Genomic DNA, 21,575 nt, shown 5'->3' on the forward strand with positions numbered 1-21,575 from the left:
CTATTGTCCCGCGAGTTCGCGCGTGGTGGCGACGAACTCGTCCAGCTTCGCCCGCGCCGCGCCCGAGGCGATCGCCTTGCGCGCGCGGTCGATGCCGTCGGCGATGTCCTCGGCCACGCCCGCTACGTACAGCGCAGCGCCCGCGTTGAGCGCGACGATCTCGCGCGGCAGCCCGTCGACGTTCTCCAGCGCCTGCAGCACCATCGCCTTCGACTCGGCCGGGCCGGACACCTGCAGGTTGCGGCTGGCCGCCATGGCGATGCCGAAATCCTCCGGGTGCACCTCGTACTCACGGACCCGGCCGTCGCGCAACTCGCCGACCAGCGAGCCGGCGCCCAGCGACAGCTCGTCCATGCCGTCGCGGCCCCACACCACCAGCGCGCGCTCGGCGCCGAGCTCCTCCAGCACGCGCACCTGGATGCCGACCAGGTCGGGGTGGAACACGCCCATCAGCACCGCCGGCGCGTCGGCGGGGTTGGTCAGCGGGCCGAGGATGTTGAACATCGTGCGCACGCCCATCTCGCGCCGCACTGGCGCGACCGCCTTCATCGCCGGATGGTGCAGCGGCGCGTACATGAAGCCGATCCCGGTGCGGTCGATGCATCGCGCGACGAGTTCCGGCTCCAGTTCTATCGACGCCCCCAGCGCTTCGAATGCATCGGCGCTGCCCGAGCTGGACGACACGCTGCGGCCGCCGTGCTTGGCCACGCGGCCGCCGGCCGCCGCGATCACGAACGTGCTTGCGGTGGAAATGTTGAAGGTGTTGGCGCCGTCGCCGCCGGTGCCGACGATGTCGACCAGGTGCCGGCGGTCGGCCACCTCGACCGGGCGCGCGAACTCGCGCATCACCCGCGCCGCGCCGGCGATCTCGCCGATGGTCTCCTTCTTGACCCGCAGCCCGGTCAGGATCGCCGCGGTCATCGTCGGGCTGACCTCGCCGCGCATGATCTTGCGCATCAGCTCGACCATCTCGTCATGGAAGATCTCGCGGTGCTCGATCGTGCGCTGCAGGGCTTCCTGGGGGGTGATGGGCATGGGAGGGGTCTCTGAAAGCTGGAGTTGGAACGGGTGTCGGATGGAGGTCCTGTAAGAGCGACGCAGGTCGCGACCTGTACATCGCCTCACGCGTTCGGCGGGTCGCGACTTGCGTCGCTCCTACATGGAACGGCGCTGCGCTGCCTCAACGCTCGAGGAAATTCCTCAGCAACGCATGGCCGTGCTCGGTGAGGATCGACTCGGGGTGGAACTGCACGCCCTCGACCGGATGCTCGCGATGGCGCAGGCCCATGATTTCGTCGAAAACGGGCGCGTCGCCGTTGCCGGCCGCGTCCTCGGTCCACGCGGTGATCTCCAGGCAATCGGGCACGCTGTCGCGCGCGACCACCAGCGAGTGGTAGCGGGTCGCCTCGTAGCCGTCGGGCAGGCCGGCGAACACGCCGCGGCCGCGGTGGCGGATCGGCGAAGTCTTGCCGTGCATGATCCGCTTCGCCCGCACCACGTCGCCGCCGTAGGCCTGGCCGATCGCCTGGTGGCCGAGGCAGACGCCGAGGATCGGCACGCGCGCGCCGAGGCGCTCGATCACCGCCAGCGAGACGCCCGCCTCGTTCGGCGTGCACGGGCCCGGCGAGATCACGATCCGGTCGGGTGCCAGCGCTTCGATCTGCCCGACGCCCAGCTCGTCGTTGCGGACCACCTTCACCTCGGCCCCGAGCACCTGCAGGTACTGCACGAGGTTGAAGGTGAAGCTGTCGTAGTTGTCGATCATCAGCAGCACGTCAGAGCCCCCGCGCCGCTTCGGCGACCGCGCGGAACAGCGCACGTCCCTTGTTCATGGTCTCGTCCCATTCCTTGGCCGGGTCGGAGTCGTACACGATGCCCGCACCGGCCTGCACGTGCAGGCGGCCGTCCTGGATCACCGCGGTGCGGATGGCGATCGCCATGTCGGCGTCGCCGTGCCAGCCCAGGTAGCCGATGCAGCCGGCGTAGACGTTGCGCTTGACCGGCTCCAGCTCGCGGATGACCTCGAGCGCGCGGATCTTGGGCGCGCCACTGACGGTGCCCGCCGGGAAGGTCGCGCGCAGCACGTCGGCATAGCTCATGCCGTCCTTCAGGGTGCCGGTGACCTCGCTGACGATGTGCATCACGTGGCTGTAGCGCTCGATCACGAACTGCTCGCCGACCTCGACGGTCCCCGCCTCGCTGACCCGGCCGACGTCGTTGCGGCCCAGGTCGATGAGCATCAGGTGCTCGGCGCGCTCCTTGGGGTCGGCCAGCAGCTCGGCCTCCAGCGCGCTGTCCTGTTCGGGCGTGTCTCCGCGCGGGCGGGTGCCGGCGATCGGGCGCACGGTGACGGTGCCGCGGCCGTCGGCGTCGTGCTGCAGGCGCACCAGGATCTCCGGCGAGGAGCCGACCACCTGCATCTCGCCGACGTCCAGGAAATACATGTACGGCGACGGATTCAGCGCGCGCAGGGCGCGGTAGACGTCGACCGGGCGCGCCTTGAACGGCACCGAGAGCCGCTGGCTCAGCACCACCTGGAAAATGTCGCCGGCGCGGATGTACTCCTTCGACCGCTCGACCGCGGCGATGAAGCCTTCGCGGGTGAAGCCGGAGACGAAGTCGGCTTCGTCCAGCCCGGCGGGGTCCAGCGTCTCGGGGTACGCCGCGCCGGTGCGCAACCGGTGCACCAGCTGGTCGAGCCGGCGGTTGGCGCGCGCGTAGGCCTGCGGCTCGGCCGGGTCGGCGTGGACGATCAGGTACAGCCGGCCCTTGAGGTTGTCGAACACGGCCAGCTGTTCGGACTGCATCAGCAGGATGTCGGGCGTGCCCAGCTCGTCGGGCTTTGCCTCACCGTCGGGACCGCCGCCCGCCAGCCGTGGCTCGATGAAACCGACGCACTCGAATCCGAACCAGCCGACCAGGCCGCCGGTGAAGCCCGGCAGCCCCTCGATCGCCGGCACCGAGTGCAGCGTGCGCAGGCGCTCGACCTCGGCGAACGGATCGGCGACCTCGCGTGCATCGACCAGCTCGCCGTGCTCGGTGACGTACAGGGTGTGCCCGGCGAATGCGTACAAGCGGGTCGCCGGCAGGCCGATGATCGAGTAGCGGCCGAACCGCTCGCCGCCCTCCACCGATTCGAACAGGTAGGTGTGCGGACCGTCGGCGAGCTTGAGGTAGACCGACAGCGGGGTGTCGAGGTCGGAATGGACCTCGCGCACGACCGGGATGCGGGTGTGGCCGTCAGCGGCCTGCTGGCGGAAGCGCTCGAGTTGCGGATCGGGCGTGGCGTCGGACGATGTCATGCGGCATTTCCTGGGGATGCGACGGGGCGTGGACGGTGGTGGCAAGCCACCATCGCCAACCTGTGTCGGCCATGCAGGAACGCGGATCTGCCCGGAAAATCATCGGCGCAGTCTACGCGACCACGAGCCCGGGCGGGGCCACCGGCGCGTCATCGGATTGCGGCAGCGGGTTGCCCGGTGGGCGCAGCAGCGGGCAGCCGGGCGGCAGGTGCATGCGCACGCGACGGGCCACGCAGGCGACGTGGAAGCGGCTGGACTCGACCGGCTCGCCATCGAGGTTGAGCGTGAACGGCTCCGGCGCCTCGATCTCCACCCACGGCAGTTGCCGGCGCACCGCGACGCGCTCGAGCGCGGCGTGCTTGCCCTCGGACAGCAGCGCGCCCAGGGTGCTGCCGACCTCGCCCTCGAGCTCCGGGACGATGGTCAGGTCGAGCAGGTCGTCGTCGACCACCGCATCCGGGCAAAGGGCCTGGCCGCCACCGGCCTGCCGGCCGTTGCCGATGCCCAGCGCGATGAACCCGCCCTCCCACCGGAACGGCTCGCCCGTGCGATCGGTTGCGCTGATGCGCGCCTGGATCGGATCGATCCGGCCGAGCCGGGCGATGCCGGTGATCAGATATGCCAGGCCGCCGAGCATCTTCTTCATGCCTTCGTCGGTCTCGACCGTCACCTGGGTGCCGAATCCGCCGCTGGCGACGTTGGCGCACCAGTGCACGTTGCCGGGGCTCTCGATGCGCAGGAGGTCGATCGCGTGGGCGGTGCCGGTGCGGGCCAGCTCCAGCGCGGCCGCGGCCTCGAGCGGGATCTGCGCGGCGACGGCGAAATCGTTGGCGGTGCCCATCGGCACCAGCGCCAGGCTCGGCAGTGCGTCGGCGTCCTCGTCGCGGTGGGCGAGCGTGGTGGCCACCTCGCTGAGGGTCCCGTCACCGCCGGCGGCGATCACCGTGTCGACCCCGTCGGCCAGCGCCTCGGCGACGTAGCGCTCGGCATCGCCGGACTCCCAGGTGACGCGGACGCTGAGGTTGACGCCCTGGTCGCGCATGGCCGCGACCGCCTCGCGCAACGCCACGTCGCCGGCCGATTTGCCGTTGAGGATCAGCCGCCAGCACGGGCCGGTGGACGTCTCGGGTTCGCTCATGCGGCGAGGCTAGCAGCGCTTCCCGGCGGACGAAGTGAAGCCGGCGGCCGGGGTTCTAGCCCCGCGCGGCTGCGACCGCGGCCTTCATCCTGGACACCACGTCGGCGTAGTCGCCGGCGTTGAAGATCGCCGACCCGGCGACGAAGGTGTCCGCCCCCGCCGCGGCGATCTCGCCGATGTTGTCGACCTTCACCCCGCCGTCGATCTCCAGCCGGATCGACCGCCCGCTGGCGTCGATCCGCTCGCGCACGCGGCGCAGCTTGTCCAGCGTGGACGGGATGAAGGCCTGCCCGCCGAAACCGGGATTCACCGACATCAGCAGCACCATGTCGAGCTCGTCGAGCACGTAGTCGAGCACCTCCACCGGCGTGCCCGGGTTGAGCACCAGTCCGGCCTTGCAGCCGTGCGACTTGATCAGCTGCACGGTGCGGTGGACGTGCCGGCTGGCCTCGGGGTGGAAGCTGATCAGCGACGCGCCGGCCTTGGCGAAGTCCGGCACGATGCGGTCGACCGGCTCCACCATCAGGTGGACGTCGATCGGCGCGGTGACCCCGTGTTTCCTCAGGGCTTCGCAGACCAGCGGGCCGATCGTCAGGTTGGGCACGTAATGGTTGTCCATCACGTCGAAATGCACCCAGTCGGCGCCGGCGGCGAGGACGTTGTCGACCTCCTCGCCAAGGCGGGCGAAGTCGGCCGAGAGGATGGACGGGGCGATGACGGTCGGTTGCATCAGGCAGGCACCTTGGCTTGTAGGAGGGGCTTAAGCCCCGATCGTGGAGTCGGCACGGGCGACCGGATGTCCGATCGCGGCTGAAGCCGCTCCTACAACAAAGGGATGCGCTGGCTCACTTGCGCCCACGCAGCGTCTTGATCCGGTCGTAGGCGCGGTTGATCTCGCGCGCACGGGTTTCGGCCTGCTGGCGCAGTTCGGTGGCGGCGCCGGCCACACGGTCCGGGTGGTACTGGCCGATCAGCCGGCGGTAGGCGCGGTCGACCTCCTCGTCACCCGCGTCGGAAGTCAGGCCGAGCACTGCGTAGGGGTCGTCGCGCCGGAGCCGGAACCAGTCCGCATCGAAGGCATGGCCGACCAGCAGGCCGATCAGCGCACCCAGCAGCGGGTTGACGCGCAGCAGCGCGGCACCGGCGAACACTCCCAGCAATTTGCCGTACCAGCGCCCCATCGGCTCTCCCGTCGCGTTGCCGGCGCACCCACGCCCGGCGAGGCCTGCCAGTCTACCTGCAGCCGGCGACGCGCCGGCGTACACTGCCCGGCCCCGTCGCGCACGCGCGCGACCACCGGTGCGGATTGCGACGGCGGGACCCGTGCCACGCGTGCCATCCAGGGATCCGATGTTGTCCACCACCGTGCTCCGACCCGCGCTCTCCGAATCCGACCTGCCCGGCCTGCCGCTGCGCCACCGCGGCAAGGTCCGGGACGTCTTCGACCTGCCGCACGACCGCCTGCCGGCGGGCACGCCCCCCGGGGACTACCTGCTGATGGTCGCCACCGACCGGCTCAGCGCGTTCGACGTGGTGCTGCCCGACCCGATCCCCGGCAAGGGCGAGATGCTCTGCCAGATCAGCAACTTCTGGTTCGCGCGGACCGACCACATCGTCGCCAACCACCTGACCGGCATCGATGTCGCCGCGGTGCTGCCCGACGGGGTCGATCCGGCACCGTACTTGCGGCGCGCGGTGGTCACCAAGCGCCTCAAGCCGGTGCCGATCGAGTGCATCGCGCGCGGCTACGTGATCGGCAGCGGCTGGAAGGACTACCAGCGCACCGGCCGGATCAGCGGCATCGCCCTGCCCGACGGCCTGCGCCAGGCGCAGCAGCTGGAAGAACCGATCTTCACCCCGTCGACCAAGGCCGCCGTCGGCGACCACGACGAGAACATCGACTTCGACACCGCCGTGCGGCTGTGCGGCGCCGAGCTGGCCGAAGCCGTGCGCGACGCCACCCTGCGCCTGTACCGCTATGCCGCCAGCTACGCGGCCGAGCGCGGGATCCTGCTGGCCGACACCAAGTTCGAGTTCGGCACCGACGCCGATGGCCGGCTGTACGTCATGGACGAGATGCTGACGCCGGACTCCTCGCGCTACTGGCCGGCCGACGAGTACCGGGTCGGCACCAGCCCGCCGAGCTACGACAAGCAGATCGTGCGCGACTACCTGGAGACGCTCGACTGGGACAAGACGCCGCCGGGTCCGCGCCTGCCGTCCGAAGTGATCGAGCGCACCCGCGCGCGCTATGCCGATGCGCTGTGGAAGCTGGCCGGGATCGGCACGGACTGACATGGCCACCGCCCACCGCCCGATCGACCGCTGGTTCGCGAGCTACTCCGGCGACCACCGCAACGGCACCAACCAGCTGATCCACGTGGTCTGCGTGCCGGCGATCGTGTGGAGCATCATCGCGCTGCTGTGGTGCATCCCTGCGCCCGGCACCTGGTTCCGGGCCGGCTTCTGGGCGGCGCTGCCGATGTTCGCGGCCACGTTGTTCTACTACCGCCAGTCGCGCCCGCTCGGGCTCGGGATGCTGGCGATGTTCGTGCTGATGGCGCTGTCATGCCGCGCGATCCATGACGCCTGGGGCACCGCGCCGCTGCTGTGGACGGGGGTGGCGGTGTTCGTGGTGGCGTGGATCGGGCAGTTCCTCGGCCACCGGATCGAGGGCCGCCGGCCGAGCTTCCTGACCGACCTGACCTACCTGCTGATCGGCCCCGCGTGGGTGCTGGCCAAGCTATACCGCCGGCTCGGCTGGTCCTACTGACCCGTGTCGCCGCGCGACATCGCCCTGGTGCTGCTGGTCTGCGTGGCCTGGGCCGGCAACTTCCTGACCTCGGCCTACGCGCTGCGCGAGATCCCGCCGTTCCTGTTCACCGCGCTGCGGTTCATCGCACTCGGGCTGCCGCTGCTGTTCTGGCTCAAGCGTCCGGCGCCCGGCCAATGGCCGCGCCTGTTGGCGGTGTGCGTGTGCCTGGGCGTGCTGCACTTCGGCCTGAGCTTCGTCGCGCTGAAGATGGCCGGCGACCTGTCCTCGCCCGCGATCGTCGTCCAGAGCTACATCCCGATGACCGCGCTGCTGGCGTGGCTGGTGCTGGGCGAGAAGTTCGCCTGGCGCACCGGCTTGGCGATTGCGGTGAGCTTCGGCGGCGTGCTGGTGCTCGGGTTCGACCCGCTGGTGCTGGACGACCCACTGGCGCTGGCCTTCATGCTGCTGGCCGCGCTGTTCCTGGCGGTCGGCACGGTGCTGATGAAGGGCCTGCGCGGGCTGGATGCGTTCGCGATGCAGGGCTGGACGGCACTGGTGGCGACATTCCCGCTGCTGGCCATCAGCGCGTGGCTGGAGCCGGGCGCGCTGGCGGCGTTGCCATCGGCCAGCTGGGTGGCGTGGGTCGGGGTGGCGTATGCGGCGTTCATATCGTCGCTGCTCGGCCACGGCCTGTACTACGTGCTGGTGCAGAAGCATCCGGTCGCCCAGGTCACCCCGTGGCTGCTGCTGGTGCCGGTGCTGGCTGTCGGGCTGGGCATCGCGTTCTGGGGCGACCGTCCGGGGCCGCGGCTGTTCATCGGCGGCGCGATGGTGCTGGGCGGCGTGCTCGGCGTCGCGCTGCGGGCGCTGCAGAAAGCACGGTCGTTGCCGCCGACGCGGGAAGTCTGAGCCGGCGCGGTCAGTCGCGTGCGAATATCGCCCTCTGTGGCCGGAACGGCCGCGGCGCATAGCCGAAGTCCCGTGCGGCGGGCGCGGCATCGAACACCAGGTCCTGGCGCATCCGGTCGATGGCGGCGTCGCCCAGCTCACTCGCGCGGCCGGTGCGCCGCGCCAGCCACAGCGCCGCGGCGAACAGTGGCGCCGGCAACTCGACCAGGCGCGCCGGCGGCTGCAGGCAGGCAAGCACCCGCGCGACCATCTCGCGGTACGGCAGGGTCTCGCCGCCGGGCAGCGCGTAGGCGCGTCCGTGGGTGGCAGGCGCGTCCAGGCACGCCAGCGCCGCGTCGGCGAGGTCCTCGACATGCACGGGTTGGCGCAGGCCGCGGGCACCTCGCGGCAGCGGGAACACCCCGGTCCGCCGCGCCAGGGCCGCGATCCGGCTCAGGCTGGCATCGCGCCCGCGGCCATAGACCAGGGTGGGCCGGAGCAGCGTCGCCGCTTCGCCCCGGGAGGCTGCGGTGGTGAAAACGCTGTCCTCGCCCTGCTTCAGCCGCCCGGCCAGCCCGCGCTCGGCCGGGTCACCGGACCCGCGCTTGGTGTCCAGGCTGGTGGACCCGAAGGCGACCACCCGTGGCGTCGCCACGCCGCCCCCCGCATACCAGCCGGCGAAGTGGTCGAGCGGGCCCGCGCTGATGATCGCGTCGAACTGTGCCGGCAACGGCGGCATCGCTTCGAATCCGCCGGACAGCCAGCGCAGCCTGGCGTCACCGCGCTGCGGCGACCGCGACAGCGCGGTGACGTGCCAGCCGCCCGCGCGCAGGCGTTGGATCAGCGGCTGGCCGATCTGGCCGCTGCCGCCGAAGACCAGCGCCGAACGCACGCGTCAGCCGTTCCGGCCGCGAGCCGGCAGCACTATCCGCAGCCAGCTGTAGCCAAGCACGGCGGCGATCACCGAGGCGCACAGCACGCCCAGCACCGCGGCCTCGTAGTTGAGCGGGTCGCGGTAGCCCAGCGACGCGATGAACAGGCTCATCGTGAAACCGATACCGCACAGCACGCCCAGCCCGACCATCGCGCGCAGGTCCATGCCCTCCGGGAAGCGCGCCCAACCCAGCGCGCGCATTGACACGGCGGCACCGACGATGCCGATCGGCTTGCCGACCACCAGGCCGAGCGCGATGCCCATCGGCACCGCCGCGAATGCCGCCTCGAGGCTCAGGTCACCGAGCGCGAGGCCGGCGTTGGCGAACGCGAACACCGGCAGGATCGCGAACGCGACCCAGGGGTGCAGCGCGTGCTCGAGGTGCTCCAGCGGCGAGTGCTCGACTTCATCGTCGATGTCGTTGCGCGGGTTCACGTGCGGGATCATCAGGCCGGTTGCCACGCCGGCCAGCGTCGCGTGCACGCCGGACTTGAGCACGCAGATCCACAGCACGACGCCAAGCAGCAGGTAGGGCGTCAACGCCGTGACGCCACGCCGGTTGAGCAGCCACATCAGCGCCAGCGCGGCGCCGGCCCACGCCAGCGCGGTCAGCGAAAGCCCGTGCGAATAGAACAGCGCGATGATCACGATCGCGATGAGGTCGTCGACCACGGCAATGGTCGACAGCAACAGCTTCATCCCCACCGGCACGCGCGACCCCAGCAGTGCCAGCACGCCGAGTGCGAACGCGATGTCGGTCGCGGTCGGCACCGCCCAGCCGCGCATGGCCTCCGGGTCGCCATGGTTCAGCCCGAAGAAGATCAGCGCCGGGACGATGACGCCACCGGTCGCGCAGACCAGCGGCAGCACCAGCTGCGATCGGCCGGCCAGCTGTCCGGTCAGTGCTTCGCGCTTGATCTCCAGCGCGACCAGCAGGAAGAAGATCGCCATCAAGCCGTCGTTGATCCAGAGCAGCGCCGGCTTGGCGATGTCCAGCTCGCCTACGCGCACCTGCACCGGCAGCTCGAGGAAGCCCTCGTATACCTCTTCCAGCGCGGAGTTGGCGAAGATCATCGCCAGTACGGCGGCGCCGATCAGCAGGATGCCGCCGGCGGCCTCCAGGTGCAGGAATCGCGCCAGCGCATTGGCCGCACGCAGCGAAAACGGTCGGGGGGACTGGGATCGGGATTCGGTCATTCACCCAGTCTAACAACGCTCCGGCGGGATCAATCAGCCCGCGCCTGTGCCCCCGGTGGCGGCAACGCCGGCAGCGCTGCCGACGAGGAGCAGCTCGAACGCCAGCCAAACCGCGAAGCCCACCAGCAGCACCCCGCCCTCGCCGCGGCCGATACGCAGGTCGCCTCGCAGCATGGGGTAGATCACCAGGGCGAACGCCAGCGCGGCCGGCAAGGCGTAGCGCACCAGCAGTCCCGGGAGCACGACCGGCTGCCACAGTGCCATCGCGCCGACGATCACCAGCAGGTTGAACAGGCTGGAGCCGATCACGTGGCCGACCACGATGTCGCCCTGCCCACGCCGCGCAGCCGCGATGGCGGCGGCGACTTCCGGTAGCGCGGAGCCGATCGCCACCGGCACCAGGCCGGCCAGCAGCGGCGACAGCCCCCAGCCCGCGCCGAGCGTCAGCGCGTTGACCACCACCAGCCGCGACCCGAAGTACAGCAGCACCAGCGCGATCGCGAAGCGCAGCAGGTTCAGCCCGAGATCGGTGCCGGTGCTGGAAAAGCCTTCCAGTTCGGCCTGCAGCTCGGGCGTCTCGTTGCTGGCCCTGGACAGGGCAAAGGCGAGCGTGGCCACGAAGGCGGCCACCAGCACGCCGCCCTCGATGCGCGAGACCGACCCGTCCAGCCCGAACACGATCAACGCCGCCGTGCCTGCGACCAGCACCAGCAGCAGCGGGTTGAGCGCGCGCCAGTGCACCAGCAGCGGGGCGGCCAGCGCGGCCAGGCCGAGGGTGAGCCCGAAGTTGACGACGTTGCTGCCGATCGCGTTGCCGAGCGCGAGGTCGGGTACGCCGCGTGCGATCGCGTGGAGGTTCACCGCGATTTCCGGCAGCGAGGTTCCGAACGCGACCAGCACCAGGCCGGTCACGAACGGCGACACGCCGCCGCGGCGGGCCAGCCCCGAGGCACCCTTGACCAGCGAATCACCGCCCAGTGCAAGCAGCACCAGTCCCAGCACGAACAAGCCAAGCGCTGCCAGCATCAGTCGATCTCCATGGGTCCCCGGCCCGATTCTAGGCCCGGGGGCGGGCTCAGGAACAACCTTCGACGTAGTCGACATGCGGCGGCAGGCCGACCCGCCACTCGCTGACCACGTCGTCGGCGTCGGTTTCGAATACAAGCACGGCCTTGCTGCCGGCGGGGTCGGCGACGCGCAGGTACTCGCCGCCGTCGACATATTTGTGCGGGCCACGGTCTTCGAGCGGGCCGTACAGGCCCTCCAGCTGCGCCTCGTCCATGCCGGCGCGGCCGCCACCGGGCGCAGTCATGCGCTCGTTGTCGACCGAGTAGCGGACGAAATCGCCGTCGCCGAACATCAGCGCGAAGTGCGCTTCATCGGGCTGCTCGGCCGGACTCAGGTGGAAGCACGCCGCGCCCTCGCCCGGGCCGCCGTCCAGCTCGCCGGCCCAGGCGGCACGCACGGCGTCGGCGCCCATCCCGAAACGGGCCGGCCCGTAGCCGTCGAAGCGCGCCGCATGTGTCGGCGCGCCGGTGCCGCCAGCCGGACTCCCGGCAGGTGCCCCGGCAGGAGCTTCCGTGCCGGGCGGCAGGAGCGGGTCGATCGTCGCGGGCGGATCGTCGGCGGCGATGCCGGATCCGCCGCCCGCAGCGTCGGGTTCGGCTACGTCATCCGAGCAGCCGCCGACGGCGAGCACGAGCAGGCAGGTGCCGAACAGGAGCGGCAGGTGGTTGAAAGACATGCGGCAGACCGGGCGTGGACCGCGGCCGATGCTCGGCGTGCGCTCGTCAACACGGCGCGAACGGCGGCAGTTGCCGCGCGTTCGTTTGGCCGGTCGTCAGGCCTTGAAGTGCTTGCCCAGCCCCGTCCAGCAGTCCTGGTAGCCGCGCTGCCGGTGCCCTGCTTCCACTGCCTGCCGGGTCGGACGGATCACCGCGCGGGCCTCGAACATGAAGGCCATGGTGTCCTGCACCACGTCCGGCTTCGACAGGTCCGCGTGGCTGGCCTTGTCGAAGGTCGCCGCGTCCGGGCCGTGGCCGGTCATGCAGTTGTGCAGGCTGGCGCCGCCGGGCACGAAGCCCTCCGCCTTGGCGTCGTAGGCGCCGTGGATCAGGCCCATGAACTCGCTGGCGATGTTGCGGTGGAACCACGGCGGACGGAACGTGTCCTGCGCGACCAGCCAGCGTGGCGGGAAGATCGCGAAGTCCATGTTGCTCGTGCCCGGCGTGTCGCTGGCCGAATGCAGCACCAGGAAGATCGACGGGTCCGGGTGGTCGTAGCTGATCGAGCCGATGGTGTTGAAGCGGCGCAGGTCGTACTTGTACGGCGCGTAGTTGCCGTGCCAGCCCACCACGTCGAGCGGGCTGTGGCCGATGTCGGCGCGCCACAGGTGGCCCTGGAACTTGGCGACCAGCTCGAAGTCGCCTTCGAGATCCTCGCAGGCGGCGTTGGGGGTCAGGAAGTCGCGCGGGTTGGCCAGCCCGTTGCTGCCGATCGGCCCGAGGTCGGGCAGCCGCAACAGCGCGCCGAAGTTCTCGCAGACGTAGCCGCGGGCGGCGCCATCCGGTAGTTCGACCCGGAAGCGCACGCCGCGCGGGATCACTGCGATCTCCTGCGGCTCCACGTCCAGCACGCCCAGTTCGGTGGCGATGTGCAGCCGGCCCTGCTGCGGGACCACCAGCAATTCGGCGTCGGCATCGTAGAAGAACCGGCCGTCCATCGAGGCGTTGGCGGCGTACAGGTGCACGCCGATGCCGGTCATCGCGGCCGGGCCGCCGTTGCCGGCCATGGTGAACAGTCCGTCGACGAAATCGACCCGCGCATCCGCCGCCGGCATCGGCAACGGGTCCCAGCGCATCTGGTCCGGGTTCACCGGGCCGGCATCGAAGTCGTTGTGCAGCCGCGGCTGCGAGAACGGCTGGAACGACCCGTGTACCGCCGCCGGCCGCATCCGGTACAGCCAGCTGCGCCGGTTGTGGCTGCGCGGCGCGGTGAACGCCGTGCCGGAAAGCTGCTCGGCGTAGAGGCCATGCGCGACCCGCTGCGGCGAGTTGCGCCCGACCGGCAGCGTGCCGGCGACGACCTCGGTGGCGAACTCGTTGCCGAAGCCCGATTGGTAGCCGTTCGATTCCATCGCCGGCCGCCTGCTCAGAGCACGCCGCGCTTCATCTGGTCGCGTTCGATCGACTCGAACAGCGCCTGGAAGTTGCCCTCGCCGAAGCCCTCGTTGCCCTTGCGCTGGATGATCTCGAAGAAGATCGGGCCGAACGCGTTGGTGGTGAAGATCTGCAGCAGCAGGCGCGACTTGGTCTCCATGTCGGCGTCGAGCAGGATCTTGTTCCGGGCCAGGCGCGGCACGTCCTCGCCGTGGTTCGGGACGCGCTGGTCGATCACCTCGAAGTAGGTGTCGGGGGTGTCGAGGAACTCGATCCCGGCCTCGCGCATCTTCTCCACCGACTCGTAGATGTCGTCGGTGAACAGCGCGATGTGCTGGATGCCCTCGCCCTTGTAGTCGCGCAGGTACTCGTTGATCTGGCTCTTCTCGTCGCTCGACTCGTTGAGCGGGATGCGCACGATGCCGTCCGGCGCCGTCATCGCCTTCGACAGCAGGCCGGTCTTGCTGCCCTTGATGTCGAAGTAGCGGATCTCGCGGAAGTTGAACAGCTTCTCGTAGTAGTCCGACCACTTCTGCATGTTCCCGAGGAACAGGTTGTGGGTCAGGTGGTCGATGAAGGTCAGGCCGAAGCCGCGCGGGTGCTGGTCGACACCCGGCAGCGGCTCGTAGTCGGCGTAGATGTCGGCGTTGGCGTCGTCGACCAGGTACAGCATGCAGTCGCCGATGCCCTTGATGGCGTGGCCCTGCAACGCGCCGGTCTCGGGCTTGAGGTCGGCCTTCTCGCCACCGTTGGCGAGCACGTGCTCGCGCACCTCGGCGGTCGGACGGGTGAAGCGGATCGCGAAACCGCAGGCCGACGGGCCGTGCTTGGCGGCGAAGTCGGAGGCGAAGGAATCGGGCGCCTCGTTGAGCAGGAAGTTGATCGTGCCCTGGCGGAACAGGGTGATCGCGCGGTCGCGATGCCGGGCAACGGCGGTGAAGCCGAGCTTCTCCAGGTACTCGCGCATGCGCGCGCCCTGGCCGGCCGGCGCCGCGAATTCAACGAACTCGAACCCGTTGATCCCCATCGGGTTCTCGAAAGTGGTGACCTGCATGCCGAGGTTGGGCTGGGCGCTCATGGGGACTCCGGGGGAATGGCTTCGAAAAGCGTGGATGGAACGTACGGCCGACAGCGGCCGCATCGCAGGGTTATAGTTTCACATGAAACCATAGGCAAGGCGCGGCGCAACATGAACGACCCATGCCACGGCAATCCCCCCCACGACCGCGACGACGGCGGCGCCCGGCTGGCCGCTGGCGCGCGCCACGTCGAGCTGGATCTCGAGCACTTCCTGCCTTATCGCCTGTCGGTGCTGTCCAACCGCGTCAGCGACTCGATCTTCCGGATGTACTCGGAGCGTTTCGCGCTCGGGGTCACCGAGTGGCGGGTGATGGCGGTGGTCGGACGCTACCCCGACCTGTCGGCCGGCGAGGTCGCCCAGCGAACGGCGATGGACAAGGTGGCCGTGAGCCGTGCAGTGGCCCGGCTGGTCGAAGCCGGCCGACTGCAGCGCGAGGTGCATGGCGACGACCGCCGCCGTTCGGTGCTGCGGCTGAGCGAGGACGGGTACCGCGTCTATGACCAGATCGCACCGCTGGCGATCGAGTTCGAGCAGCGCCTGCTCAAGGGGATGGACGCGTCCGAGCGCGGACTTCTGTTCCGCCTGCTCGACCGCCTGGACGAGCTCGAACTGCAGGTCGAAGTCGGGCGCTAGCCAAAAAAAACGGCGACCCGGGGGTCGCCGTTTTCGTGTCACCAGGAGCCCGCGGTCAGCGGCGCTCTTCGTCCAGTCGCGTACCGGCGGCAGCCGGCTCGGCCAGCTCGGCCTCGCCCGCCAGCTGGTGGTCGTCGTCCTTCAGCGTATCCAGGTGCATCAGGCGCTTGATCAGCGGCGACACCAGCAGGAAGCCGACGCCGACCGCGACCGCGATCCAGCCGATGGTCGAGTACACGTCCAGCACCACGTCCTGGGCGGCGTCGCTACCCGAGGCGGCTTCCGAACCGGTCGCGGCGGCGATCAGGCCGGCCACGAAGTTGCCGGTCGCCGAGGCGAAGAACCAGCAGCCCATGATCAGGCTGGCCATGTGCGCCGGCGCCAGCCGGTTCATGGCCGACAGGCCCACCGGCGACAGGCACAGCTCGCCCATCGTGTGCAGCAGGTAGATCAGGAAGATGAAGAGCACCGGGGTCATGCTGCCGCCGGCGACCGCGGCCGCGCCGGCCACCAGCACCAGGAAGCCCAGGCCCAGCTGGATCATGCCGAGGCCGAACTTCGCCGGCGCCGACGGCTCCAGGCCGCGGCGGCCCAGCATCGTCCACAGCCAGGCGAACACCGGCGCCAGCAGGATGATGTACATCGCGTTGATCGACTGGAACATCGAGGCCGGCACTTCCCAGCCGAACATGTTGCGGTCGACGAAACGGTCGGTGTACAGGTTCAGCGAGGAGCCGGCCTGCTCGAACAGGGCCCAGAACAGCACCGAGCCGATCATCAGGATCATCGCGGCGAAGATGCGGTTGCGCGCGTGCCGGTCGAGGCGGGTCGAGGCGACCCAGCCGACGTAGCCCAGCAGGACCGCGCCGGTCACGCCGAGCGCCCAGCCGACCACTTCCTGGTTCTGCACCATCCACCAGCACACCACCACGATGCCGATGCCCAGCACGTACAGCAGCCACTCGAACGGGAGGCCGGCCGTGCGCTGGCGCAGGCGCGCCGGATCGGTCGACTCGCCCTTGCCCTGCAGCAGCGGCTTGCCGATCACGAACACGATCAGGCCCAGCAGCATGCCGATGCCGGCGGCGCCGAAGCCGTACTTCCAGCCGTAGGTCTCGCCCAGGTAGCCGCACAGCAGCGAACCCAGGAACGCACCCAGGTTGATGCCCATGTAGAAGATCGTGTACGCGCCATCACGACGCACGTCCGTGCGCGGATAGAGCTGGCCGACCATCACCGAGATGTTGGCCTTGAGGAAGCCCGAGCCGACGATGATGAACGCCAGCGCGAGCCAGAACGCGTTCAACGCGGGGCTGTCGCCGCCACCGTCGCCCTCGAAGCCCATCAGGAAGTGGCCGAAGGTCAGCAGCACGGCGCCGTACAGCACCGCCTTGCGCTGGCCCAGGTACTTGTCGGCAAGGTAACCACCGATGACGGGGGTGATGTAGACGAGCGCGGTGTACGCGCCGTAGACCATCGAGGCCTCGCCATCGGAGAACAGCCAGTGCTTGGTGAGGTACAGCACCAGCAGTGCGCGCATGCCGTAGTAGGAAAAGCGCTCCCACATCTCGGCGAAGAACAGCATGAACAGACCGCGCGGATGGCCGAGGAAGGTCTTTTCCCCGACCGCGATTGGATTGGTGGCCACTGGTGGTCTCTCTCCCCTGAAGGATGTCTTGTCGGTTGCCGCCCTGCTGGGCGGTCTCATGGCAATCCCCGCAGCCGGGATGATTCCCCGGCAGGGGCGAAAACGGGAAAGGTTTAACCGCTAGGTAACAAGCACGTCAAATGAATGCGCTCCATGCCTCAGCGCATGCTGCGCCGCAACACCGTCAGCGGCCGGCGCCGATCGAGGTACGGACCTCGAACAGCTCGGGGAAGAAGGTCAGGTCCAGCGCCTGCTTGAGGAACCCCACGCCCGACGAACCACCGGTCCCGCGCTTGAAGCCGATGATGCGCATCACCGTGCGCATGTGGCGGAAGCGCCACAGCTGGAACTGGCTTTCCAGGTCCACCAGGTCCTCCAGCAGGTGGTAGGCGGCCCAGTGGGCGTCCGGGTCCTCGTAGATCCGCTCGAACACCGGCAGCAGCTCCGGCTCGGACACGTGCGGGCGCGACCAGTCCCGCTCGACCAGCCGCGGCGGCACCGCGTGGCCGTTGCGCGCCAGGAACCGCAGCGCCTCGTCGTACAGGCTCGGCGCCTCCAGCACTTCGCGCAGCGAGGCCTCCGCCGCCGGGTCGTGCGCGAAGACCTTCAGCATCGCGGCGTTCTTGTTGCCCAGCAGGAACTCGATCGTGCGGTACTGCAGCGACTGGAACCCCGACGACGGCCCGAGGATGTCGCGGAAGCGCATGTAGTCCGACGGCGTCAGCGTTTCCAGCACCGACCACATCTCGGTCAGCTGGCGCAGCACCTGCTTGCAGCGCGCGAAGATCTTCTGGCAGCTGCCCAGCTCGTCGGCGCGCAGGTGCACGGTGGCCGCCTTGAGCTCGTGGATCATCAGCTTCATCCACAGTTCCGAGACCTGGTGTTGCACGATGAACAGCAGTTCGTCGTGCTCGGCCGGGTCCGACAGCGGGTGCTGGGCATCGAGCAGGCGGTCCAACCGCAGGTAGCCGCCGTAGCTCAGTCGTCCGGACAGGTCGGTATGGATGCCGGTTTCCAGCGCACGCTCGTTCTTGTCGACGCTCATCGGGTGCTCCTGCAGGGGGCGAAAGGGTATCGCACGCGCCGGCGCGGGCGCGCCCTGACCTGGATCAGGCCTGCGGCCGGTCGCGTCGGCTGCAGGCAACGGGCCGCCGGACTTGCCGCATCGCGCAACGGCTTTTGCCGCCCCGGCCGGTATGATCGGAGGTCTTTCGCATGACCGAGGAACGCGTGCAATGACGGTCGCCGCATCGTTCGAAATCGAGTATCTCCAGTACCTGGGCCCCGACGGCAAGCCCGTCGGCGAACTGCCCGAAGCCTTCCGTGACCCCAAGGCGCTGCTGCCGCTGTTCAAGCAGATGCTGTTCGTGCGCACCTTCGACAGCAAGGCGATCAAGCTGCAGCGCACCGGCAAGCTTGGCACCTATGCCGCCAGCCTCGGCCACGAGGCGACCCACGTCGGCATCGGTGCATCGATGAAGCCCGAGGACGTGTTCGCGCCCAGCTACCGCGAGTACGGCGCGCAGTTCATGCGCGGCGTGAAGCCGCGCGAGGTGCTGCTGTACTGGGGCGGCGACGAGCGCGGCAACGACTTCGCCGAGGCGAAGAACGACTACCCGTGGTGCGTGCCGATCTCGACCCAGTGCCTGATGGCGGCCGGTGCGGCGCTGTCGTTCAAGCTGCGCGGGCAGGACCGCATCGCGGTGGCCTGCTGCGGCGACGGCGGCTCGTCGAAGACCGACTTCTACGCCGCGCTCAACTCCAGCGGTGCGTTCAAGTCGCCGCTGGTGCTGTGCGTGGTCAACAACGGCTGGGCGATCTCGGTGCCGCGGCATGCGCAGACCGGTGCCGCCACGCTTGCCCAGAAGGGCCTGGCCGGCGGCCTGCACTGCCTGCAGGTGGACGGCAACGACCTGATCGCCGTGCTCGAGGGCATGCGCCGCGCGACCGAACGCGCGCGCAGCGGCGAGGGCGGCAGCGTGATCGAATTCATGACCTACCGCCTGCACGACCACACCACCGCCGACGATGCCAGTCGCTACCGCGACGAGGCCGAGGTCAAGGACGGCTGGACCCGCGAGCCGATGACCCGCCTGCGCACCTACCTGACCGATGCCGGCGTCTGGAACGAGGACGAGGAAGCCAAGTGGATCGAGGAATGCGGCCACAAGGTCGACGTCGAGATCAACGCCTACCTGGAGACCCCGGTGCAGCCGGTTGAAGCCATGTTCGACCACCTCTATGCCGACCCGCCGGCGGACCTGCTGGCACAGCGCGAGCAGGCGATCGCACGGGAGGGCCGGGCATGAGCAGCAACGACAAGGCCGCCGCGCCGACTACGCCGGCTCCCATCACGCTTATCGAGGCGCTGACCCAGGCGATGGCCCATGAGATGCGCGCCGACGACAGCGTCGTCGTGCTCGGCGAGGACGTCGGCGTCAACGGCGGCGTGTTCCGCGCCACCGCCGGCCTGCACGCGCAGTTCGGCAGCCAGCGCGTCATCGACACCCCGCTCGACGAGACCACCATCGCCGGCCTCACGGTCGGCATGGCCAGCCAGGGCATGAAGCCGATCGCCGAGGCGCAGTTCGATGGTTTCATGTACCCGATGGTCGACTTCATCGTCTGCCACGCCGCGCGCATGCGCTACCGCACCCGCGGCCGCCTGCACTGCCCGATGGTGCTGCGCGTGCCGTGGGGCGGCGGCATCCGTGCCCCCGAACACCACAGCGAGGCCAACGAGGCGATCTTCACCAACGTGCCGGGGCTGCGCGTGGTGATGCCGTCCTCGCCCCAGCGGGCCTACGGCATGCTGCTGGCGGCGATCCGCGAGCCGGACCCGGTGATCTTCTTCGAGCCCAAGCGCATCTACCGCCAGTACAAGGAGCACGTGCCCGACGACGGCGAGGCGCTGCCGCTGGACGTGTGCTACGTGCTGCGCGACGGCGACGACGTGACCCTGGTGACCTGGGGCGCGCAGGTCAAGGAGACGCTGGAGGCCGCCGAACAGCTGGCAAGCGAAGGCATCAGCGCCGAGGTGATCGACGTCGCGACGCTGCGTCCGCTGGACTTCGCCACGATCGCCGAATCGGTGTCGAAGACCGGCCGCTGCGTGATCGTGCACGAGGCGCCCAAGACCGCCGGCTTCGGTGCCGAGATCGCCGCGCGCCTGGCCGAGGAGTCGATGTACGACCTGCTTGCGCCGGTCGAGCGCGTCACCGGTTACGACACCCACATCCCGCTGTTCCGGCTGGAAATGAAATACCTGCCGAGCGTCGACCGCGTGGTCGCCGCCGCCAAGCGCGCGATGGCGGCCGGCTGAGCCCGGCCGCAACATTCCAAGCACTGCCCGGGCGCCCACGGCGCCCCCGCAAACGAAGGACTGCCATGAGCAACAAGAAAACCTTCTTCCTGCCCGACCTCGGTGAAGGCCTGCCCGACGCCACCATCGTCGAGTGGACCGTCAAGGTCGGCGATACGATCAGGCTGGACGACGCGCTCGTCTCGATGGAGACCGCCAAGGCCGTGGTCGAGGTGCCCTCGCCGGTCTCGGGCAAGGTGCTGAAGCTGGCCGGCGCCGCCGGTGACGTCATCACCACCGGCGCGATGCTGGCCGAGTTCGAGGTTGATCCGTCGATGCCGCAGCGCGCCGAGGGCCAGGACACGGGCCACCACCACGGGGGTGGCCAGCCCGGAAAAGGCGTCGGCAGCGACGACCCGGCGCCGGACGACCGCGTGGTCGCCTCCGACGACGGCGGCGCGATCGAGGACGAGGGTGCCCCGGCACCGAAGGGCGAGCCGCGCCAGGACAGCGGCACGGTGGTCGGTGCGATGCAGTCCTCCGACGCGGTCCGCAGCGAGCAGGCCAGCACGATCGGCGGGGTCAAGGCGATGCCCGCGGTACGGGCGCTGGCGCGCAAGCTCAAGGTCGACCTCGCCCGCGTGCGTACCACCGGCACCGATGGCGTGGTGACCATGGCCGACGTCAAGCAGGCGGCCGCCGACGGGTCGGCCGTGCTCGGCGCGGCACCGGCTCCGCGCGCCGCCGCGGCGGCCCCGGTGGCGGCATCGGCTCCTGCCCCGGCCCAGCGCAGCACGCTGTCGCAGGGGGGCCGGCCGATGCGCACGCAGCCGCCAGGCGTGGCCGCCAGCGGCCAGCCCGAACAGCTCAAGGGCGTGCGCCGCAACATGGCGCGGGTCATGGCCGACGCGCACAGCAAGGTGGTCCCGACCACCCTGTGCGACGACGCCGATCTCCACGCCTGGATCGGCAAGCAGGACATCACCGCCCGCCTGATCCGCGCGATCGTCGCGGCCTGCAAGGCGGTGCCGGCGCTCAATGCGTGGTTCGACGGCGACAAGCTGGTGCGGACGATGCACCCGCAGGTCGACATCGGCATCGCGGTCGACACCGACGACGGCCTGTTCGTGCCGGCCCTGCGCAACGCCGACATGCTCGATGCCGCGGGCGTGCGCGGCGCGATCCAGCGCCTGCGGGCGCAGGTGGAGGATCGCAGCATCCCCGCCAGCGAGCTGTCGGGGTACACCATCAGCCTGTCCAACTTCGGCATGTTCGCCGGCCGCTACGCGACCCCGGTGGTCGTGCCGCCGACCGTCGCCATCGTCGGCGCCGGCAAGCTCTCCCACGACGTGGTGGCGGTGATGGGCGGCATCGAGGTGCACCGTCGCATGCCGATTTCGCTGACCTTCGACCACCGCGCCTGCACCGGCGGCGAGGCCGCCCGGTTCCTCAAGGCGCTGCTCGACGACCTCGGCGCGCCGCAGTAGGCTGCGACACAGGGGGCGCACCACACGGTGCGCCCTTTTTACTTCCGGAGGAC

The 21,575-nt window shown here is 69.9% G+C and carries 21 protein-coding genes; 7 read left to right on the forward strand and 14 right to left on the reverse strand.

The features are described from left to right. From trpD to KOD61_RS11715, 6 genes are all read right to left on the reverse strand, one after another. Positions 1 to 1,035, reverse strand: coding sequence for an anthranilate phosphoribosyltransferase (gene trpD, locus KOD61_RS11690; RefSeq protein ID WP_215218833.1), 1,035 nt, complete (start codon positions 1,033 to 1,035; stop codon positions 1 to 3). A gap of 145 nt (positions 1,036 to 1,180) precedes the next feature. Then, a complete protein-coding gene (locus KOD61_RS11695; protein ID WP_215218834.1) occupies positions 1,181 to 1,774 on the reverse strand; it encodes an anthranilate synthase component II in 594 nt (197 codons plus the stop codon). Position 1,775: 1 nt separating this feature from the next. After that, positions 1,776 to 3,302 carry an anthranilate synthase component I gene (gene trpE, locus KOD61_RS11700; RefSeq protein ID WP_215218835.1) on the reverse strand — a complete coding sequence of 509 codons (1,527 nt, stop codon included), beginning with the start codon at positions 3,300 to 3,302 and terminating at the stop codon, positions 1,776 to 1,778. A 112-nt stretch (positions 3,303 to 3,414) separates the two neighbouring features. Then, positions 3,415 to 4,440 (reverse strand): lipid kinase YegS, encoded by a 1,026-nt coding sequence (gene yegS / locus KOD61_RS11705; RefSeq protein WP_215218836.1) that lies wholly within the window; start codon positions 4,438 to 4,440, stop codon positions 3,415 to 3,417. 55 nt (positions 4,441 to 4,495) lie between these two features. After that, entirely contained in the window at positions 4,496 to 5,170 is a 675-nt protein-coding gene (gene rpe / locus KOD61_RS11710; RefSeq protein ID WP_215218837.1) for a ribulose-phosphate 3-epimerase, read from the reverse strand. Positions 5,171 to 5,285: 115 nt separating this feature from the next. Then, entirely contained in the window at positions 5,286 to 5,621 is a 336-nt protein-coding gene (locus tag KOD61_RS11715; protein ID WP_215218838.1) for a J domain-containing protein, read from the reverse strand. 172 nt (positions 5,622 to 5,793) lie between these two features. Here KOD61_RS11715 and KOD61_RS11720 point away from each other — a divergent pair, with 172 nt between their 5' ends. The 3 genes from KOD61_RS11720 to KOD61_RS11730 are packed head-to-tail and all read left to right on the forward strand — an operon-like array spanning position 5,794 to position 8,104. Beyond that, positions 5,794 to 6,735 (forward strand): phosphoribosylaminoimidazolesuccinocarboxamide synthase, encoded by a 942-nt coding sequence (locus KOD61_RS11720; protein WP_215220398.1) that lies wholly within the window; start codon positions 5,794 to 5,796, stop codon positions 6,733 to 6,735. 1 nt (position 6,736) lies between these two features. Continuing rightward, on the forward strand, positions 6,737 to 7,213 hold the full coding sequence (locus tag KOD61_RS11725) for an Mpo1 family 2-hydroxy fatty acid dioxygenase (RefSeq protein WP_215218839.1): 477 nt from the start codon (positions 6,737 to 6,739) through the stop codon (positions 7,211 to 7,213). Between the two features lie 3 nt (positions 7,214 to 7,216). Further along, a complete protein-coding gene (locus KOD61_RS11730) occupies positions 7,217 to 8,104 on the forward strand; it encodes a DMT family transporter (protein ID WP_215218840.1) in 888 nt (295 codons plus the stop codon). A gap of 10 nt (positions 8,105 to 8,114) precedes the next feature. On the opposite strand, the gene KOD61_RS11735 is transcribed toward KOD61_RS11730, so the two are convergent. From KOD61_RS11735 to hppD, 6 genes are all read right to left on the reverse strand, one after another. Then, positions 8,115 to 8,975 carry an NAD-dependent epimerase/dehydratase family protein gene (locus KOD61_RS11735; protein WP_215218841.1) on the reverse strand — a complete coding sequence of 287 codons (861 nt, stop codon included), beginning with the start codon at positions 8,973 to 8,975 and terminating at the stop codon, positions 8,115 to 8,117. Positions 8,976 to 8,978: 3 nt separating this feature from the next. Next, a complete protein-coding gene (gene nhaA / locus KOD61_RS11740) occupies positions 8,979 to 10,214 on the reverse strand; it encodes a Na+/H+ antiporter NhaA (RefSeq protein ID WP_215218842.1) in 1,236 nt (411 codons plus the stop codon). A 33-nt stretch (positions 10,215 to 10,247) separates the two neighbouring features. Further along, complete coding sequence (locus tag KOD61_RS11745; RefSeq protein ID WP_215218843.1) at positions 10,248 to 11,240, reverse strand: sodium:calcium antiporter; 993 nt, start codon at positions 11,238 to 11,240, stop codon at positions 10,248 to 10,250. Between the two features lie 49 nt (positions 11,241 to 11,289). Next, positions 11,290 to 11,958 (reverse strand): lectin, encoded by a 669-nt coding sequence (locus tag KOD61_RS11750; RefSeq protein ID WP_215218844.1) that lies wholly within the window; start codon positions 11,956 to 11,958, stop codon positions 11,290 to 11,292. A 96-nt stretch (positions 11,959 to 12,054) separates the two neighbouring features. Next, a complete protein-coding gene (gene hmgA, locus KOD61_RS11755) occupies positions 12,055 to 13,350 on the reverse strand; it encodes a homogentisate 1,2-dioxygenase (RefSeq protein ID WP_215218845.1) in 1,296 nt (431 codons plus the stop codon). Between the two features lie 14 nt (positions 13,351 to 13,364). Further along, positions 13,365 to 14,450 carry a 4-hydroxyphenylpyruvate dioxygenase gene (gene hppD / locus KOD61_RS11760; RefSeq protein ID WP_215218846.1) on the reverse strand — a complete coding sequence of 362 codons (1,086 nt, stop codon included), beginning with the start codon at positions 14,448 to 14,450 and terminating at the stop codon, positions 13,365 to 13,367. Between the two features lie 111 nt (positions 14,451 to 14,561). Here hppD and KOD61_RS11765 point away from each other — a divergent pair, with 111 nt between their 5' ends. Beyond that, positions 14,562 to 15,086 carry a MarR family winged helix-turn-helix transcriptional regulator gene (locus tag KOD61_RS11765; protein WP_215218847.1) on the forward strand — a complete coding sequence of 175 codons (525 nt, stop codon included), beginning with the start codon at positions 14,562 to 14,564 and terminating at the stop codon, positions 15,084 to 15,086. A 55-nt stretch (positions 15,087 to 15,141) separates the two neighbouring features. Here the strand turns inward: KOD61_RS11765 and KOD61_RS11770 are convergent, their stop codons facing one another. Both KOD61_RS11770 and KOD61_RS11775 read right to left on the reverse strand, forming a co-directional pair. After that, positions 15,142 to 16,734, reverse strand: a complete 1,593-nt coding sequence (locus KOD61_RS11770) for a peptide MFS transporter (protein WP_251370591.1) — start codon at positions 16,732 to 16,734, stop codon at positions 15,142 to 15,144. A gap of 184 nt (positions 16,735 to 16,918) precedes the next feature. Continuing rightward, complete coding sequence (locus tag KOD61_RS11775) at positions 16,919 to 17,779, reverse strand: tryptophan 2,3-dioxygenase (protein WP_215218849.1); 861 nt, start codon at positions 17,777 to 17,779, stop codon at positions 16,919 to 16,921. A 190-nt stretch (positions 17,780 to 17,969) separates the two neighbouring features. On the opposite strand from KOD61_RS11775, the gene pdhA reads away from it, so the two are divergent. The 3 genes from pdhA (at position 17,970) to KOD61_RS11790 (ending at position 21,522) form a co-directional block, all read left to right on the forward strand. Further along, positions 17,970 to 19,043 (forward strand): pyruvate dehydrogenase (acetyl-transferring) E1 component subunit alpha, encoded by a 1,074-nt coding sequence (gene pdhA, locus KOD61_RS11780; RefSeq protein ID WP_215218850.1) that lies wholly within the window; start codon positions 17,970 to 17,972, stop codon positions 19,041 to 19,043. After that, the gene (locus tag KOD61_RS11785; RefSeq protein WP_215218851.1) at positions 19,040 to 20,056 is read left to right on the forward strand and encodes an alpha-ketoacid dehydrogenase subunit beta; all 1,017 of its coding nucleotides are present in this window, start codon (positions 19,040 to 19,042) and stop codon (positions 20,054 to 20,056) included. The genes pdhA and KOD61_RS11785 overlap by 4 nt, the downstream gene beginning before the upstream one ends. Before the next feature lie 65 nt (positions 20,057 to 20,121). Next, the gene (locus KOD61_RS11790; protein ID WP_215218852.1) at positions 20,122 to 21,522 is read left to right on the forward strand and encodes a dihydrolipoamide acetyltransferase family protein; all 1,401 of its coding nucleotides are present in this window, start codon (positions 20,122 to 20,124) and stop codon (positions 21,520 to 21,522) included. The last annotated feature ends 53 nt before the right edge of the window (positions 21,523 to 21,575 follow it).

The sequence above is a fragment of the Lysobacter luteus genome, from assembly GCF_907164845.1.
Taxonomy (GTDB): domain Bacteria; phylum Pseudomonadota; class Gammaproteobacteria; order Xanthomonadales; family Xanthomonadaceae; genus Novilysobacter; species Novilysobacter luteus.

Bases quoted from the DNA above. Each gene is read 5' to 3' on its own strand.
- trpD (WP_215218833.1), bottom strand. From the start codon at position 1,035: ATGCCCATCACCCCCCAGGAAGCCCTGCAGCGCACGATCGAGCACCGC.
- trpE (WP_215218835.1), bottom strand. From the start codon at position 3,302: ATGACATCGTCCGACGCCACGCCCGATCCGCAACTCGAGCGCTTCCGC.
- yegS (WP_215218836.1), bottom strand. From the start codon at position 4,440: ATGAGCGAACCCGAGACGTCCACCGGCCCGTGCTGGCGGCTGATCCTC.
- rpe (WP_215218837.1), bottom strand. From the start codon at position 5,170: ATGCAACCGACCGTCATCGCCCCGTCCATCCTCTCGGCCGACTTCGCC.
- KOD61_RS11715 (WP_215218838.1), bottom strand. From the start codon at position 5,621: ATGGGGCGCTGGTACGGCAAATTGCTGGGAGTGTTCGCCGGTGCCGCG.
- KOD61_RS11725 (WP_215218839.1), top strand. From the start codon at position 6,737: ATGGCCACCGCCCACCGCCCGATCGACCGCTGGTTCGCGAGCTACTCC.
- nhaA (WP_215218842.1), bottom strand. From the start codon at position 10,214: ATGACCGAATCCCGATCCCAGTCCCCCCGACCGTTTTCGCTGCGTGCG.
- KOD61_RS11745 (WP_215218843.1), bottom strand. From the start codon at position 11,240: ATGCTGGCAGCGCTTGGCTTGTTCGTGCTGGGACTGGTGCTGCTTGCA.
- KOD61_RS11750 (WP_215218844.1), bottom strand. From the start codon at position 11,958: ATGTCTTTCAACCACCTGCCGCTCCTGTTCGGCACCTGCCTGCTCGTG.
- hmgA (WP_215218845.1), bottom strand. From the start codon at position 13,350: ATGGAATCGAACGGCTACCAATCGGGCTTCGGCAACGAGTTCGCCACC.
- hppD (WP_215218846.1), bottom strand. From the start codon at position 14,450: ATGAGCGCCCAGCCCAACCTCGGCATGCAGGTCACCACTTTCGAGAAC.
- KOD61_RS11765 (WP_215218847.1), top strand. From the start codon at position 14,562: ATGAACGACCCATGCCACGGCAATCCCCCCCACGACCGCGACGACGGC.
- KOD61_RS11775 (WP_215218849.1), bottom strand. From the start codon at position 17,779: ATGAGCGTCGACAAGAACGAGCGTGCGCTGGAAACCGGCATCCATACC.
- pdhA (WP_215218850.1), top strand. From the start codon at position 17,970: ATGACGGTCGCCGCATCGTTCGAAATCGAGTATCTCCAGTACCTGGGC.
- KOD61_RS11785 (WP_215218851.1), top strand. From the start codon at position 19,040: ATGAGCAGCAACGACAAGGCCGCCGCGCCGACTACGCCGGCTCCCATC.
- KOD61_RS11790 (WP_215218852.1), top strand. From the start codon at position 20,122: ATGAGCAACAAGAAAACCTTCTTCCTGCCCGACCTCGGTGAAGGCCTG.